The 15,126-nt window shown below is 36.9% G+C and carries 11 protein-coding genes; 3 read left to right on the forward strand and 8 right to left on the reverse strand.

Annotated features, from left to right (window positions below; genetic code table 11):
* Positions 1–151: 151 nt before the first annotated feature.
* From SLW70_RS02015 to SLW70_RS02025, 3 genes are read right to left on the reverse strand one after another with little or no spacing between them, the layout of a single operon-like run.
* Positions 152–802 (reverse strand): hypothetical protein, encoded by a 651-nt coding sequence (locus SLW70_RS02015; RefSeq protein ID WP_320890259.1) that lies wholly within the window; start codon positions 800–802, stop codon positions 152–154.
* Positions 774–1,559, reverse strand: coding sequence for a YHYH protein (locus tag SLW70_RS02020; RefSeq protein WP_320890261.1), 786 nt, complete (start codon positions 1,557–1,559; stop codon positions 774–776). Before SLW70_RS02020 ends, SLW70_RS02015 begins: the two co-directional genes overlap by 29 nt.
* An 18-nt stretch (positions 1,560–1,577) precedes the next feature.
* Positions 1,578–1,874, reverse strand: a complete 297-nt coding sequence (locus SLW70_RS02025; protein WP_320890262.1) for an EF-hand domain-containing protein — start codon at positions 1,872–1,874, stop codon at positions 1,578–1,580.
* A gap of 267 nt (positions 1,875–2,141) precedes the next feature.
* On the opposite strand from SLW70_RS02025, the gene SLW70_RS02030 reads away from it, so the two are divergent.
* Positions 2,142–3,164, forward strand: coding sequence for a sensor histidine kinase (locus SLW70_RS02030; RefSeq protein ID WP_320890264.1), 1,023 nt, complete (start codon positions 2,142–2,144; stop codon positions 3,162–3,164).
* On the forward strand, positions 3,157–3,831 hold the full coding sequence (locus tag SLW70_RS02035) for a LytTR family DNA-binding domain-containing protein (protein WP_320890266.1): 675 nt from the start codon (positions 3,157–3,159) through the stop codon (positions 3,829–3,831). Before SLW70_RS02030 ends, SLW70_RS02035 begins: the two co-directional genes overlap by 8 nt.
* 296 nt (positions 3,832–4,127) lie before the next feature.
* Here the strand turns inward: SLW70_RS02035 and leuB are convergent, their stop codons facing one another.
* The 5 genes from leuB to leuC all read right to left on the reverse strand — a co-directional run bounded on the left by leuB (position 4,128) and on the right by leuC (position 9,568).
* The gene (gene leuB / locus SLW70_RS02040) at positions 4,128–5,183 is read right to left on the reverse strand and encodes a 3-isopropylmalate dehydrogenase (protein WP_320890267.1); all 1,056 of its coding nucleotides are present in this window, start codon (positions 5,181–5,183) and stop codon (positions 4,128–4,130) included.
* Between the two features lie 214 nt (positions 5,184–5,397).
* Positions 5,398–6,915, reverse strand: coding sequence for an alpha-isopropylmalate synthase regulatory domain-containing protein (locus SLW70_RS02045; RefSeq protein WP_320890268.1), 1,518 nt, complete (start codon positions 6,913–6,915; stop codon positions 5,398–5,400).
* Positions 6,916–7,047: 132 nt separating this feature from the next.
* Positions 7,048–7,644, reverse strand: a complete 597-nt coding sequence (gene leuD, locus SLW70_RS02050) for a 3-isopropylmalate dehydratase small subunit (RefSeq protein ID WP_320890270.1) — start codon at positions 7,642–7,644, stop codon at positions 7,048–7,050.
* 105 nt (positions 7,645–7,749) lie between these two features.
* A complete protein-coding gene (locus SLW70_RS02055) occupies positions 7,750–8,136 on the reverse strand; it encodes a GxxExxY protein (protein WP_320890271.1) in 387 nt (128 codons plus the stop codon).
* A 37-nt stretch (positions 8,137–8,173) separates the two neighbouring features.
* A complete protein-coding gene (gene leuC / locus SLW70_RS02060) occupies positions 8,174–9,568 on the reverse strand; it encodes a 3-isopropylmalate dehydratase large subunit (protein WP_320890273.1) in 1,395 nt (464 codons plus the stop codon).
* Between the two features lie 702 nt (positions 9,569–10,270).
* On the opposite strand from leuC, the gene dnaE reads away from it, so the two are divergent.
* The gene (dnaE, locus tag SLW70_RS02065) at positions 10,271–14,806 is read left to right on the forward strand and encodes a DNA polymerase III subunit alpha (RefSeq protein WP_320890274.1); all 4,536 of its coding nucleotides are present in this window, start codon (positions 10,271–10,273) and stop codon (positions 14,804–14,806) included.
* The last annotated feature ends 320 nt before the right edge of the window (positions 14,807–15,126 follow it).

Below are 15,126 nucleotides of genomic sequence, written 5' to 3' on the forward strand. Positions count from 1 at the left end.
ATTTATACTTTTATTGCACAAAGGTGTTTGCGTGAGGGATAGAAGTGAAAATCCTTTTTATTATGGAGCTTTTGCAGAATAATAAAAAGATTGTAACGAATAGCCCGACCCGTAGTTTTTCACGAAGGGGCACGCCCAAATCATGCTTGATTTATTTATTAAATTCTAATGTGGATTGTAACTTTTCATCTCTTAAGGTGTAACACAAATTTGATTTTTGTAAACCATAACGATGCCCATCTTTTACTTCGTAATTGATATAAGGCTTTCCGTTTTGGCGCCATGCTTTTTGCATTCCGTCTTCTTTATCATCTTTGAACATTAAAAAACAATAAGGGCTTCCGCTTTCATACCATTGTTTTTGCAGGCCTTCTCGTTTGTCATTGTGGTAAATAAAATCAAATTTTTGATGTCCATTTTCCCAAAATCCATAATGTCTTCCGTAGGCTTTACCCTCTTTATAGGAACGGGAATCTTTAAGATTACCGTCCATGTAATAACTTTTTGTGATGCCGTGTTGGTGTCCGTTCAAAAAGCAATAAACCGCCTTGACTTGATTAAGACCGTACATCTCCTTCACATATCCAGAAAAAATTTTATTTTTATAAGATACAATTCCGTTTTCTAGCATGATGTTGCTATCATCAGACGAAAGAGTATCGTTAGGTATTTTTGAAGTCACAACAACCAAAGAAGAGGCTTGTACCACCTCCTCCTCTGTCGTTTTTTTGCAACCTAAAACAACGGTTGCAAAAAGTAACCAACCAAAAATCTTAAAAAGTAAATGTTCCTTTAGTACCATGATAACTTCCTGCTTTTAGCACGTAAAAACCTGAATCCATATAATTCACATTCGAACAGTGGTAGTGATAAATTCCATTTGGATAGTCTGTAGTTGCGCCCGTGTGACCTCCATTAGAATCTAAATTAGAAGGATAGGTTCCGTCTTTGTCTTTACGACCATAGATAGGGAAACCATCACGCAGCCAGCCAATTAATTTAGCATCATCATCAGAAGTAAAATCCCCATTAAAATGATAATGATATAAGCCTCCAGGACCACTGTGCGCCCCTCCTCTGTCAAAGGATTTTAATGTTCCAGAATCTACCGGTACGTTTCCTCCTTCACGGTCGTTATAAATAGCAACACCATTCAATGCCATACCAATTGGCCCTAGTGATGTTTCTTCCTTTGTAGTTGCAGCAACGGGGTTTAACGGAATTGTCATTACAAAAACTTGTTCTTGTAAGGTACCCGGATTTACGGTTTGACCCGTTGTTTGTGCTTCGTAGAGCGCATTACCTGAACCCCAATAAGGGGTTACGTGGTCTGGTACTCCTTTTGACTTTAAGGTTAACGACGTACAATTTGCAGACAAGGTAACGGCTGATTTATAATTACTACTAAAAACCGAAGGAATTTCAGTACAAGTTGTTGTAGTTGTAGTAGTTGTTGATGAACTATCAGTGGTATTAGAATCATCTTTACTGCAAGCAATAATACTTAAAGCAATACAGGCTGATAGTGCCCAATTTTTGTTGGTTTTTATCATTTTCATAATACTAGTTTGTTTAGATTAGTTTTTATTTTCCGGCCTTCTCCCTTCAGGTTTAGGAGCTTTTTTAAGTTCTTCTTTGGTAAGAAAACCATCTTTATTGGTGTCTATTTTTGCAAAGTCATCCTTCAATGGTCCTTTGATTTCTTCTTTTGAAAGTTTTCCATCTTTATTAGCATCCATTTGCTTGAAAAGCTCTTCTATTGTCGGTGGTTTACGGTCTTTTGGCTTGTCATCATTTTGACCAAAACTAACAACTGTCCCAATCAATAAGAATAAGGCACTAAAAAGGATTGTTTTTAAATTATTTATTTTCATAATTCTATAGAGTTTACTATTGCTATCGAGAACAAAGTTGGCGATTTATTTACAACCTATTATAAATATTCAGTAAATGAACCTATCTTTTCAGTGAACACCAATAATCTGAACACAAACCCCTGTTTTTAAGCCTTTAAAATAGCCGTTTTCAAAAATGAATTGATTTTTATTTTCTTTATTTGCAGTATCAAATAGTCATACAATGTTGTTTTTCTTTATAAACAATGACATAGATGAAATCTGACTTTCAAAAAAAACACCATTATGGACAAAATTACTAGAGCGCTTTTTCAGATTTCCTTTTGGGCTGTTATATGGATTGTTATGGGTTTATCCCAAGAGGAATTCATCCATTTTTTTCATGAAAACTGGTTGGCTTATGTATTTCAAGCACTCTTGATATTATGTTTAACTTATGTTTTAGCTCCATCCCTTCTATTTAAGAAAAGACATATTGAATTTGCCATACTTTCTATAGGATTGATTGTGCTTTTTGCTTTTATTTCATCTCAGTTTGTAGCCCCCCCAGAAAGGCATCACGGGGGACCACCACCTCCTCACGAGTTAAGAAAACATAATACTCCTAGCCCCTTTTTTATCAATTCCTTGATTATTACAGTCTCTTATATTTTGACGATTTTTGTGGAGACTTTTTCGTTTGCACAAAAGAAAGAAGAAGACTTAATTTTGAGTAAATCTGAGACAATGGAAACCGAATTAAAGTTCTTAAAATCACAGATTAATCCGCATTTTTTGTTCAACTCTTTGAATAATATTTATGCGCTGTCTGCTATTGACCCACAAAAAACACAAGACAGTATTTTATACCTCTCAGATATGCTAAGGTATGTGTTGTACGAATGCGAAAAACCAATGGTCGCCATTGAAAAAGAGGTAACTTATATCGAGGATTTTATTAAATTATTTGAATTAAAAAGCAGCAAAAGCTATCCTATTACAACTCAATTTTCAATAGAGAATCCTCAGTTGCAAATCGTTCCTATGTTGTTAATTCCTTTTGTCGAAAACGCTTTTAAACACAGTAATATTCACAATACACAGGAATCCTTTATTGAAATCAAAATTGAAACAACAGGCGAAATGATTTTGTTTGAAATCGAAAACAGTCTTAACAAAGCCCCAATTAGCAAAGATAAAGTAGGCGGAATAGGGATTCGCAATGTACAAAAAAGATTATCTTTACTTTATCCTGAAAAGCACGAATTAGTGATTCGTGAAAATCAAGATACATATAAAGTCGTACTAAAAATCAACACCCATGCATAAATGCATTATTATTGATGACGAAGAGTTAGCAAGAGGATTGCTCCAAAGTTATGTGGCCAAATTAGACTTCCTTGAGTTGGCTGGTTCTTTTGAAAATCCATTAGATGCTTTAGAATGTTTGAAAAAAGGAGGCATCAAACTTGTTTTTCTAGACATTCAAATGCCCGAAATAAAAGGGACCGACTTTGCAAAACTTATTCCGGCATCAACAAAAATCATTTTTACCACGGCTTATTCTGAATATGCTTTAGAAGGTTTTGAACTGAGTGCCATTGATTACTTACTCAAGCCTATTACTTTTCAGCGGTTTTTAAAGGCAGTTCAAAAAATCCAAACTGAAGAAGTCACCCCATCTGCAGAAAAAACAATAACTGTAAAATCAGGTTATGACTTATTTAAACTTAAAGTAGACGAAATATCGCATATAGAAAGTGACAGCGAGTATGCAATTTTCCATACTCCTACCCGAAAAGTAATGAGTTTACAGTCCTTAAAATCATTAGAAAAAACATTGGACTCGGGTATTTTTATTCGGGTGCACCGTTCTTATATTGTCAACAGGAATAAGGTTACGGGACTTAAAGGAAGAGACCTTTCGTTAGGAACAATCCAAATTCCGGTGAGTGATAGTTATTATGAATTGGTAAAAAAGGAGTTGTTTTCTTGAAAAAAACATTCAAAAATATAATAGAAGCACAGTCATAAATCATAGCCCCGATAGAAACGGAAATCCTTGTGGTGGCTGGCGTTTTGCCACCACAAGATTACTTCACTTAACATTTATTTACATCGGAATTCAGTGAACTTCGTTTGTAGTGGATAGCGGGAACTGCCATTGTTGATAGCACAATCATTCTGCTCCTAATAAAACAAAAAAAGCTGTCAACCTTACGATTGACAGCTTTCCTATAGCTATTATTACTTCAAGTTAATCAACTTGAAACTTTAAACCTGAAACAATTATTAGATGTTAGCAGCCAACCAGTCACCAACTTCTTTAGTACCGTAAGCTTTTCCACCATCGGCTAAGTCTTCTGTAACGATTCCAGCTTCTAAAGCTTTGTTTACTGAAGCTCTCATTGCTTTTCCTTCTTCCATTAATCCGAAGTTTTCAAACATCATAGCCGCTGATAAAACAGTTGCCATAGGGTTTGCAATATTTAAACCTGTAGCTTGTGGGTATGAACCGTGGATAGGCTCAAACAAAGATACCTCAGCTCCCATAGAAGCAGATGGCATTAATCCCATAGAACCAGAGATTACAGAAGCTTCATCAGTTAAGATGTCTCCAAATAAGTTTTCAGTGATTAATACGTCATAAGAGTTTGGCCATTGTACCAAACGCATGGCTACAGCATCCACAAATTCATAAGAAACTGTTACTTCAGGATAATCTTTTTCCATTGCTTGTACAGTTTCTCTCCATAAACGAGATGTTTCCAATACGTTAGCTTTGTCAACACAACACAATCTTTTTGAACGTGTCATTGCTAATTCAAAACCTTTTTTAGCCAAACGTTGTACTTCTTCACGTGTGTACACACAGTTGTCATAAGCTGTTTCTCCACCGTCTCTTCTTCCTTTTTCTCCAAAGTAGATTCCACCAGTTAACTCTCTTAAGAATACTAGGTCAGTTCCTTCGATACGTTCTCTTTTTAATGGAGATTTGTCTAATAAAGATGGAAAAGTAAAAGTAGGTCTTACGTTAGCAAACAAACCTAATGCTTTACGCATTTTTAACAAACCTTGCTCTGGACGTACTGGTGCAGATGGATCGTTATCGTATTTTGGGTGACCAATAGCACCAAACAAAACAGCGTCAGAATTTTTACAAATTTCATGCGTTGCATCTGGATAAGGCTCACCAACTGCATCAATCGCTGCAGCACCAGTTAAAGCTGGTTTCCAAGTGATTTCATGTCCAAATTTTTGTGCAACTGCATCTGATACTTTTACTGCTTGTTCAATTACTTCTGGTCCGATTCCGTCCCCTGCTAAAAGCGCGATATTTAATTTCATATTGATTGTTTTTTCCTCCCCCCGGCCCCCTCCTAAGGAGGGGGTGACTAGATGGGTATTGGATTGGGTTATACTTTACTTGTTTGTTATTTAATAATCTCTTTCAAGTTTATCATTTCTTCTTTCGAATAAATGATAAACAATAATGATAATATGTTCTTTTTTTATTGACATTGTCTCCCTCCCCGCCGCGGCGGGAGGGCTGGGGTGGGGATTATACCACGTTCAACATTTTCTGCGTTGCAATAATCGCTGCAACCGTTTGATCTGAATCTAATCCTCTTGTTTTGAATTCTTTTCCTTCGCTTGTCCAAGTGATGATGGTTTCGCATAAGGCATCAGAGCTACTTCCTGGAGGGATTCTCACCGCATAGTCAATCAATTTAGGCAAGCTCATTTTTTTGGTTTTATAAATTTTCGCCAAAGCATTCATAAAAGCATCAAATTGACCATCCCCTTGAGCGTGCTCTTCGATGATTTCTCCGTCAATTTTTAGACAAAGAGTTGTTGAAGGACGCATTCCCTTTGCATGAGATAATAAATACGATTCCACGGTAATTTTTTCCTCATAAGTCTGACTGTCTAATACATCCGAAATGATATAAGGCAAATCTTCCTTGGTAACCGTTTCTTTTTTATCGCCTAATTCAATGATTCTTTGAGTGACTAATTTTAAGTCTTCGTCATTGAGTTGTAATCCTAACTCTTGAAGATTTTTTTCAATATTAGCTTTCCCAGAGGTTTTCCCTAAAGCGTATTTTCTCTTTCTTCCAAAACGCTCTGGAAGCAAGTCATTAAAATACAAATTCTTTTTGTTGTCACCATCCGCATGAATACCAGCTGTCTGAGTAAACACATTATCTCCTACAATAGGTTTATTAGCGGGAATTCTGTATCCTGTAAAGGTTTCTACCAATTTACTCACCGAGTATAAAGAAGATTCTTTTACTCCAATTTCGATTTCAGGCATAAAGTCATTAATCACAGCAACGGTACTTGCTAGAGGAGCATTACCTGCTCTTTCTCCCATTCCGTTAACCGTAACATGTAAACCATGCACGCCCGCTTTTATAGCTTGCATTACATTGGCAACACTTAAATCATAATCATTATGGGCATGAAAATCAAAGTGAATCGAAGGATATTTTTTGGTAATGGTCGAAATAAAATCGAATGTATCCGAAGGAATTAACACCCCTAAAGTATCTGGAAGTAAAATTCTTTTAACAGGCTGCGTACTGATAAAATCTAAATACTGGAACACATATTCAGGAGAATAACGCATTCCGTTACTCCAATCTTCTAGATAAACATTGGTAGCAATTCCGTTCTCAGTAGCTAAGGCAATACTTTCAGCAATTGCTGAAAAATGTTCCTCAGGAGTCTTTTTTAATTGATGGGTTAGGTGATTCAAAGAGCCTTTGGTCAAAAGATTTTGAACTTTGGCACCCGACTTTTTCATCCATTCGATAGAAAGTCCTTTATCCACAAAAGTTAAAACTTCTATTTTATCTTCATACCCTTTGGATTGTGCCCAAGTCATAATCCCTTTAACCCCTTCAAATTCTCCTTCACTCACACGAGCCGAAGCAATTTCGATACGATCAACATGTAATTCTTCTAACAATAATTGGGCAATGGTTAATTTTTCTGCGGCAGAAAAAGACACTCCTGAGGTTTGTTCCCCGTCACGAAGTGTGGTATCCATTATTTCAATCTTTCTTTTTTCCATTATCTATTAGATACTAATGCGGTTTTATTTTATCTATCCTAACGAATAGCAGTATAAAATCGTAAAAGCAGTTACCAAACTTGATTGTAAAATCAAGTTTAGTAACTGCGTATTTATTAATTGTTTTTTTATTTAGTAAGGCAATTTGTCTGCAAAAGCAACAATGTCTTCTTTGATATTTGTTAAATAATCAATATCATCAAAACCATTCAACATATTGTTCTTTTTGTATCCGTTGATATCAAAAGATTCTTTTTCACCTGTCGCTTTCAAAGTAATTGTTTGCTCAGGCAAATTGATTTCCAATTCTGTTTTTGGGTCTGCTTCAATAGCAGCGAAGATTTTAGCTGAAAACTCAGGGCTTACTTGAACTGGCAAAACACCAATGTTCAAACAGTTTCCTTTGAAGATATCAGCAAAGAAAGAAGAAACTACCGCACGGAATCCGTAATCGTATACAGCCCAAGCAGCATGCTCACGAGAAGAACCAGAACCAAAGTTTTTTCCTCCAACCAAGATTTTCCCTGAATAAGTTGCATCGTTTAATACGAAATCAGCTTTTGGAGTACCGTCTCCGTTGTATCTCCAGTCTCTAAAAAGGTTGTCTCCAAAACCTTCACGTTTTGTAGCTTTCAAGAAACGAGCAGGGATGATTTGATCTGTATCTACATTTTCAATAGGTAGTGGCACTGCACTACTGGTAAGGATATTAAATTTATCGTATGCCATTTGATTTATTTTACCGCAAAGACGCTAAGGCGCAATGCTTTATTAATTTATTTTTCTGCAAAGGCGCAAAGGCACAATGCTTGTTTTTTTTTAAATCTTTGAAGATTAATATTTATTTACAAATCTCCTAAAACCACTTTTTATTAATGGAACATTAAAATTAATTAAAAACCCCATTCTTTTGTCTGCTAATTTCAAATATGAAATCAGCTGTGCTTCGTGTACTGGTAAAATCGCATCAACCGATTTTAACTCAATAATTATATGTTCTTCAACTAGAATATCGATTTTATATTCCTTTGACAAATTAAATCCTTTGTACTGTAGAGGAATAATAACTTGACATTCTGCTGAAATATTTCTCAACTGCAATTCTCTCAAAAGACACATTTCATAAACGGATTCTAATAAACCGGGCCCCATTAATTTATGAACCTCAAGACTAGCAGAAAATATTTCTTTTGCTAAGTCTTCGTAACGATTTATTTCCATAGTTCCTTGCGTCTTTGCGCCCTCGCGGTGAAAAATTTTACAACAAATCTCTAGGGTCAGTTAATTTTCCAGTAACTGCTGCTGCTGCTGCCATAATTGGAGAAGCTAACAATGTTCTTGAACCTGGACCTTGACGACCTTCAAAGTTTCTGTTTGAAGTACTTACTGCATATTTCCCAGCTGGCACTTTGTCATCGTTCATTGCTAAACAAGCTGAACAACCTGGCTGACGCAATACGAAACCAGCTTCAGTCAAGATATCTAAGATACCCTCTTCTTTGATTTGCGCTTCCACAACGTGTGAACCTGGAACCAACCATGCTGTCACATTATCGGCTTTTTTACGACCTTTTACAATTTCAGCAAAAGCTCTAAAATCTTCGATACGTCCGTTAGTACAACTTCCTAAGAAAACGTAATCGATTTGTTTTCCAATCATTACATCATCCTCATGGAATCCCATGTATGCCAACGATTTTTTGTAAGTTTCCTCACCACCTTCAACTTGATTAGCAGCAGGAATATGTTTAGTGATACCAATTCCCATACCTGGATTAGTTCCATAAGTAATCATTGGCTCAATATCTTCAGCATTGATGTTTAATTCAGCATCAAATTTAGCACCTTCGTCAGTTTTCAACGTTTTCCAGTAAGCTACAGCTTTAGTCCAAGCTTCTCCTTTAGGAGCGTGTAATCTACCTTCTAAATAATCAAATGTTTTTTGGTCTGGAGCAATCATACCACCACGAGCACCCATTTCGATAGAAAGGTTACAAACAGTCATACGTCCTTCCATTGACATTTCTTCGAATACATTTCCTGCGTACTCAACAAAATATCCAGTACCTCCTGAAGTTGTTAATTTTGAAATGATATACAAAGCAACATCTTTAGGAGTAACTCCTTTGCTCAAAGTACCATTTACGTTGATACGCATTTTCTTTGGCTTAGGCTGCATGATACATTGTGTAGAAAGTACCATCTCTACTTCAGAAGTTCCGATTCCAAAAGCAATCGCTCCAAAAGCACCATGGGTTGATGTATGTGAATCCCCACAAACAATCGTTACTCCTGGTAATGTAATTCCGTTTTCAGGACCTACAACGTGTACAATTCCATTTTTTTGATGCCCCAATCCCCAGTGAGAAATACCGTATTCTGCTGAGTTATCTTCCAATGCTTTCAATTGATTAGCAGAAAGTGCATCTTCAACTGGTAAGTGTTGGTTTATAGTTGGTGTATTGTGATCTGCAGTAGCAAAAGTACGCTCAGGGTATAAAACCGAAACGCCTCTAGATTTTAAACCTAAAAAAGCTACAGGACTAGTTACTTCATGGATGAAATGACGGTCAATAAAAAACACGTCTGGTCCATCTTCAATTTTGCGCACCACGTGCGAATCCCATACTTTGTCAAATAATGTAGTACTCATTTTTAATATTTTTTTAAGTGTAATTGGCTATACAACAACAGTTAACTAACTGTATTTGTATTAACAAGGACGCAAATTTAAGAAAAAGAAAACGTGTTGTCAATTTCGATTATACATTATATACGATACCCAAAAGTTTTTTAGGGTGATTTACAGCTTATTTTAATCGAATTCTAAATTTGAGACTCCATTTTATTCTTGTTTTCCAAAAAGTAGAATAGTGAAACTTTATCTTAAAATTAAAATTAAAATTTTATCGATTTCACAATGAATTCAGTTAAACAATTGCATTATCAAACATGATTAAATCAAAACGTTGAAAAAAAATCAAGAGAAAAGCGATTTAATCAATTCTGAGATCAATTTATAATGCACACAAAAACAAGAGTAAAAATGAAAATTAAGTGTTTTGCTTCTCTTAAAAAAACATTTATTAAGCATTAAATACTACGACATCCAAAAAAAAGATTTTAGCTTAATTTGTTTTTTTTCAAACAAAAAAGGATGATTTTTTTAGATTTCCACACAAGATTCATTAAAAACTATTGTTGATAAATTATACTGGTTATTCCTTTAAAAAAAACTAAATTTGAAGTTCCTCTATTTTAAGTTTAAAGGCTTTTTATTACTCAAAAAATCAGCCCTTTAAGATTACAAAAAACTTAGAATTTGGATTTTATTTAATTTGGATTTTACAAAAGTATGTACTTAATATTCGATACCGAAACTACTGGATTACCTAAAAACTGGAATGCACCTATCACGGATTCTGACAACTGGCCTCGCTGTATCCAGATTGCTTGGCAGTTACACGATGAGATGGGAAAACTTATCGAGCATCAAGATTACTTAGTACAACCTGATGGATTTAACATCCCGTATGATGCTGAACGTATTCACGGAATTTCGACCGAATTAGCCCAAGCCGATGGTATCTCGCTTGCGGAAGTACTAGAAAAATTCAATATTGCTTTAAGCAAATCCAAATTTATTGTGGGTCAAAATTTAGGTTTTGATATCAACATAATGGGAGCCGAATTCCACCGAATGGGCGTTGAAAGTCCGATGGCGACCATGCCAGTTTTAGATACGTGTACCGAGGTTACTGCATCTTTATTACAATTACCCGGAGGTCGTGGAGGAAAATTCAAATTACCAACACTGACCGAATTACATAGTTACTTATTTAACGTTCCTTTTGCTGAAGCGCATAATGCCACTGCCGATGTGGAAGCAACGACCCGTTGTTTCTTGGAGTTAATTCGTAGAGACGTTTTCACAAAAGAAGAACTCGATGTCCCTGCCGATTATTTCAAGAATTTCAAGGAAAATAATCCAAGAGAAATCCAACTTATTGGATTAAAACACATCAACCTCAAAGCGGCCTCGGATAAAATCCGTGAGCAACTGAGAGCTACAGAAACCCAAACAGTCTCCAAAGAAGATCTTTCAGACAACAAAGCCATTCTTATCGATGTGCCTTTTGCCCATTTGCACAACCATACGCAGTTTTCGGTTTTGCAATCGACCATTGGGGTAAATGATATTGTGAAAGCTACTGCCAAATTCAAAATGCCGGCCGTTGCGATGACGGATACAGCCAATATGATGGGTGCTTTTCACTTTGTGAGTGCGGTCATGAATCACACCAAAGCGGCAGCAGCCAAAAATAAGGAGCTCATTGAAAACGGTGAAGAACCAACAGAAACCGAAATCAAACCTATTGTAGGTTGCGAATTTAATATTTGTGAAGACCACAAAGACAAAACCAAAAAAGACAATGGTTACCAAGTAGTACTCTTGGCAAAAAACAAAAAAGGGTATCATAATCTAGCCAAAATGGCATCCATCGCCAATGTAGATGGTTTTTATTATGTACCAAGAATTGACAAAAAAATTGTCGAACAGTACAAGGAAGACGTCATGGTACTTTCTGGAAACTTATACGGTGAAATCCCGAGTAAGATTCTAAACATTGGTGAAAACCAAGCCGAAGAAGCCTTGATATGGTGGAAAGAGCAATTTGGTCCTGATTTTTATCTGGAACTCATGCGTCACAACCAAGAAGATGAAAATCGTGTTAACAAAACCCTTTTGGCTTTCGCCAAAAAACATGACGTTAAAATAATCGCGACTAACAATACCTATTATGTAAACAAACAAGACGCGAATGCGCACGACATTTTGCTCTGTGTAAAAGATGGTGAAAAGCAGGCTACTCCTATTGGTCGTGGTCGCGGTTACCGCTACGGTTTACCCAACCAAGAATACTATTATAAGTCGGGTGAGGAAATGAAGCAGCTTTTTGCTGATTTACCCGAAGCGATTATCAACATTCAAGAAATCATTGACAAAGTTGAACCGTATTCATTATATAGAGACGTTTTACTTCCTAAATATGATATTCCCGAAGAATTTGTTGTCGATGAAGATGAAGAAGACGGTGGTGTTCGTGGAGAAAACAAATACCTACGCCATTTGACAATGGAAGGGGCAAAAAGACGTTATGGCGAAATCACCGAATCGATTCAAGAACGTTTGGATTTTGAGCTACTGACTATTTCCAATTCCGGATATCCTGGATATTTCTTGATTGTACAGGATTTCATTGCCAAGGCAAGAGAAATGGATGTATCTGTAGGACCAGGAAGGGGTTCTGCAGCGGGATCGGCTGTCGCCTATTGTTTGGGAATTACTAATATTGACCCTATTAAGTACGATTTGCTTTTTGAGCGTTTCTTGAATCCTGACCGTGTGTCCATGCCCGATATTGATATCGACTTTGATGACGAGGGTCGTGGTCGCGTCATGGATTATGTAATCAATAAATACGGTGCCAATCAAGTGGCTCAGATTATCACTTACGGTAAAATGGCCACTAAATCTGCTATTCGTGATACGGCTCGTGTATTGGATTTACCACTTTTTGAAGCCGATAGAATTGCCAAGTTAATCCCTGCTATGATGCCGGGGAAATGGAATCTAGCCCGTTTTCTTTCAGAACCAGAGGAAGAAGTTAAGAAAGCTTTAAAAGGAGCTGATGAATTTGAACTCGTAAAAGAATTAATTGGTATTGCCAACGAAGACAGCTTGGCCGGAGAAACTATTCAGCAAGCGAAGATCCTAGAAGGCTCGATGCGTAACACAGGGATTCACGCCTGCGGGGTGATTATCACGCCGTCGGATATTACGAATTTTGTTCCCGTAACCACCGCCAAAGATTCGGATTTATATGTTACCCAGTTTGACAACTCCGTGGCTGAAAGTGCTGGATTGTTGAAGATGGACTTCTTGGGTCTGAAGACCCTTACTTTGATCAAAGACACCGTTAAACTAGTGAAATACCGTAACGGAATCACACTGGATCCCGACACCTTCCCTATTGACGATGTCAAAACATACGAATTATTCCAGCGTGGAGAAACGGTCGGGATTTTCCAATACGAGTCACCCGGAATGCAAAAATACATGAAGGAGTTGAAGCCTACCGTATTTGGGGATTTGATTGCGATGAATGCCTTGTACCGACCAGGTCCTTTGGAATATATTCCTTCTTTCGTTCGACGAAAAAATGGCGAAGAGGAAATCAAATACGATTTGGATGCCTGCGAGGAATACCTTGGTGAAACTTATGGAATTACCGTTTACCAAGAGCAGGTGATGCTTTTGTCTCAATCTTTGGCAGGATTTACCAAAGGTGAGGCCGACGTCTTGCGTAAGGCGATGGGTAAGAAGCAAAAGGAAGTCCTTGACAAAATGAAGCCTAAGTTTGTGGAACAAGCTTCTGCCAAAGGACATGATGCTGTAGTTTTAGAAAAAATCTGGAAAGACTGGGAAGCCTTTGCGAGTTACGCCTTCAACAAGTCGCACTCCACTTGTTATGCTTGGATTGCATACCAAACAGCCTATTTGAAAGCGCATTATCCAGCCGAATATATGGCAGCGGTACTTTCGAATAATATGAATGATATCAAACAGGTATCTTTTTTCATGGAAGAATGTAAGCGTATGGGCTTACAAGTATTAGGTCCTGATGTAAATGAATCCTATTACAAATTTACCGTAAACGAAAATTATGCCGTTCGTTTTGGAATGGGAGCTATCAAAGGAGTAGGTGCTGGAGCAGTAGCCACGATTGTAGAAAACCGAAAAGACGGCCCATACAAATCCATTTTCGACCTTGCCAAACGTATCGATTTGCGTGCTGCAAATAAAAAAGCATTTGAAAACCTTGCACTAGCAGGTGGTTTTGATTGTTTTAGTGATACGCACCGTGCACAATATTTCCATACCGAAGGGGATAATATCACCTTTTATGAAAAAGCCATTCGCTACGGTTCTAAATTTCAAGAAAACGAAAACTCCTCTCAAGTAAGTTTGTTTGGTGAAGCTAGTGATGTTCAAATCGCTGAGCCCGTGGTACCTCCTTGCGAAGATTGGAGTACAATGGAAAAATTAGCCAAGGAAAAAGAAGTCGTGGGGATTTACATCTCAGGGCATCCTTTGGACGACTATAAATTTGAGATGAAATATTTTTGTAATGCCAAATTAGAACACCTCAAAAACCTAGAGTATTTTGTAGGTAAACCTTTAACAGTGGGCGGAATTGTCAATAATGTGCAACACAAAGTCGCTAAAAATGGAAAAGGTTGGGGAATTTTCACCCTAGAAGGTTATGACGAAAGTTATGAGTTTAAAATCTTTGGTGAAGATTATTTAAAATTCCGTCATTTCTTTCTCCAAAACAACTTTGTGTATATCAAATTGATGGTAAAAGAGGGTTGGGTAAACCAAGAAACAGGTAAAAAAGCAGATCCCCGAATTGTATTTACTGAGGTAAAGCAATTACAAGATGTATTGGCGAGTTTTTCTAAAAAATTAACATTGATACTTAATATTACTGATCTAAAGACGGAGTTTATTCATCATTTAAATAGGGTGTTTCAAGATAATAAAGGAGATCATCAGGTCACCTTTGAAATCATGGAATTGGAGAAAATCAAAAGAATGGTTGAAGTTGCGCCTGTCACCATTGATGCTGATGAAGATTTCATTGAAGAAATGGACGATGACGACAACAGCGACATTAGCATTGCCAAAACACCTGAAGTTACCGAAGTAGAAGAAATTAGTGTGGTTACTAAATTAAGCATGCCAAGCCGAAGATTGAAAATCAATATCTCTCATGAATTATTAATCGAATTGGAAAAAATGCAGATTAATTTCAAATTGAATTAAGTTTTTTTTTACCGCAAAGACGCAAAGGCGCTAGGAATTTAAACACAAAGGGCACTAAGGAATCACTAAGAACACTAAGATTTGATACTGTTGCGTGTTTTACCGCTAAGTCGCCAAGGCGCACAAAGCTTTTCGTAGAGTTAAACACAAAGGGCACTAAGGAATCACTAAGAACACTAAGATTTGATACTGATGCGTGTTTTACCGCTAAGTCGCCAAGGCACAAAGCTTTTCATAGAGTTAAACACAAAGGGCACTAAGGAATCACTAAGAACACTAAGATTTTTTTAACCGCTAAAGCACAAAGAAGCAAAGAAAGA

This window comes from Flavobacterium sp. NG2 (assembly GCF_034119845.1).
Lineage (GTDB): Bacteria > Bacteroidota > Bacteroidia > Flavobacteriales > Flavobacteriaceae > Flavobacterium.

Coding starts and splice junctions, on each gene's coding strand:
- SLW70_RS02015 (WP_320890259.1), bottom strand. CDS start 802: ATGGTACTAAAGGAACATTTACTTTTTAAGATTTTTGGTTGGTTACTT.
- SLW70_RS02020 (WP_320890261.1), bottom strand. CDS start 1,559: ATGAAAATGATAAAAACCAACAAAAATTGGGCACTATCAGCCTGTATT.
- SLW70_RS02025 (WP_320890262.1), bottom strand. CDS start 1,874: ATGAAAATAAATAATTTAAAAACAATCCTTTTTAGTGCCTTATTCTTA.
- SLW70_RS02030 (WP_320890264.1), top strand. CDS start 2,142: ATGGACAAAATTACTAGAGCGCTTTTTCAGATTTCCTTTTGGGCTGTT.
- SLW70_RS02035 (WP_320890266.1), top strand. CDS start 3,157: ATGCATAAATGCATTATTATTGATGACGAAGAGTTAGCAAGAGGATTG.
- leuB (WP_320890267.1), bottom strand. CDS start 5,183: ATGAAATTAAATATCGCGCTTTTAGCAGGGGACGGAATCGGACCAGAA.
- SLW70_RS02045 (WP_320890268.1), bottom strand. CDS start 6,915: ATGGAAAAAAGAAAGATTGAAATAATGGATACCACACTTCGTGACGGG.
- leuD (WP_320890270.1), bottom strand. CDS start 7,644: ATGGCATACGATAAATTTAATATCCTTACCAGTAGTGCAGTGCCACTA.
- SLW70_RS02055 (WP_320890271.1), bottom strand. CDS start 8,136: ATGGAAATAAATCGTTACGAAGACTTAGCAAAAGAAATATTTTCTGCT.
- leuC (WP_320890273.1), bottom strand. CDS start 9,568: ATGAGTACTACATTATTTGACAAAGTATGGGATTCGCACGTGGTGCGC.
- dnaE (WP_320890274.1), top strand. CDS start 10,271: ATGTACTTAATATTCGATACCGAAACTACTGGATTACCTAAAAACTGG.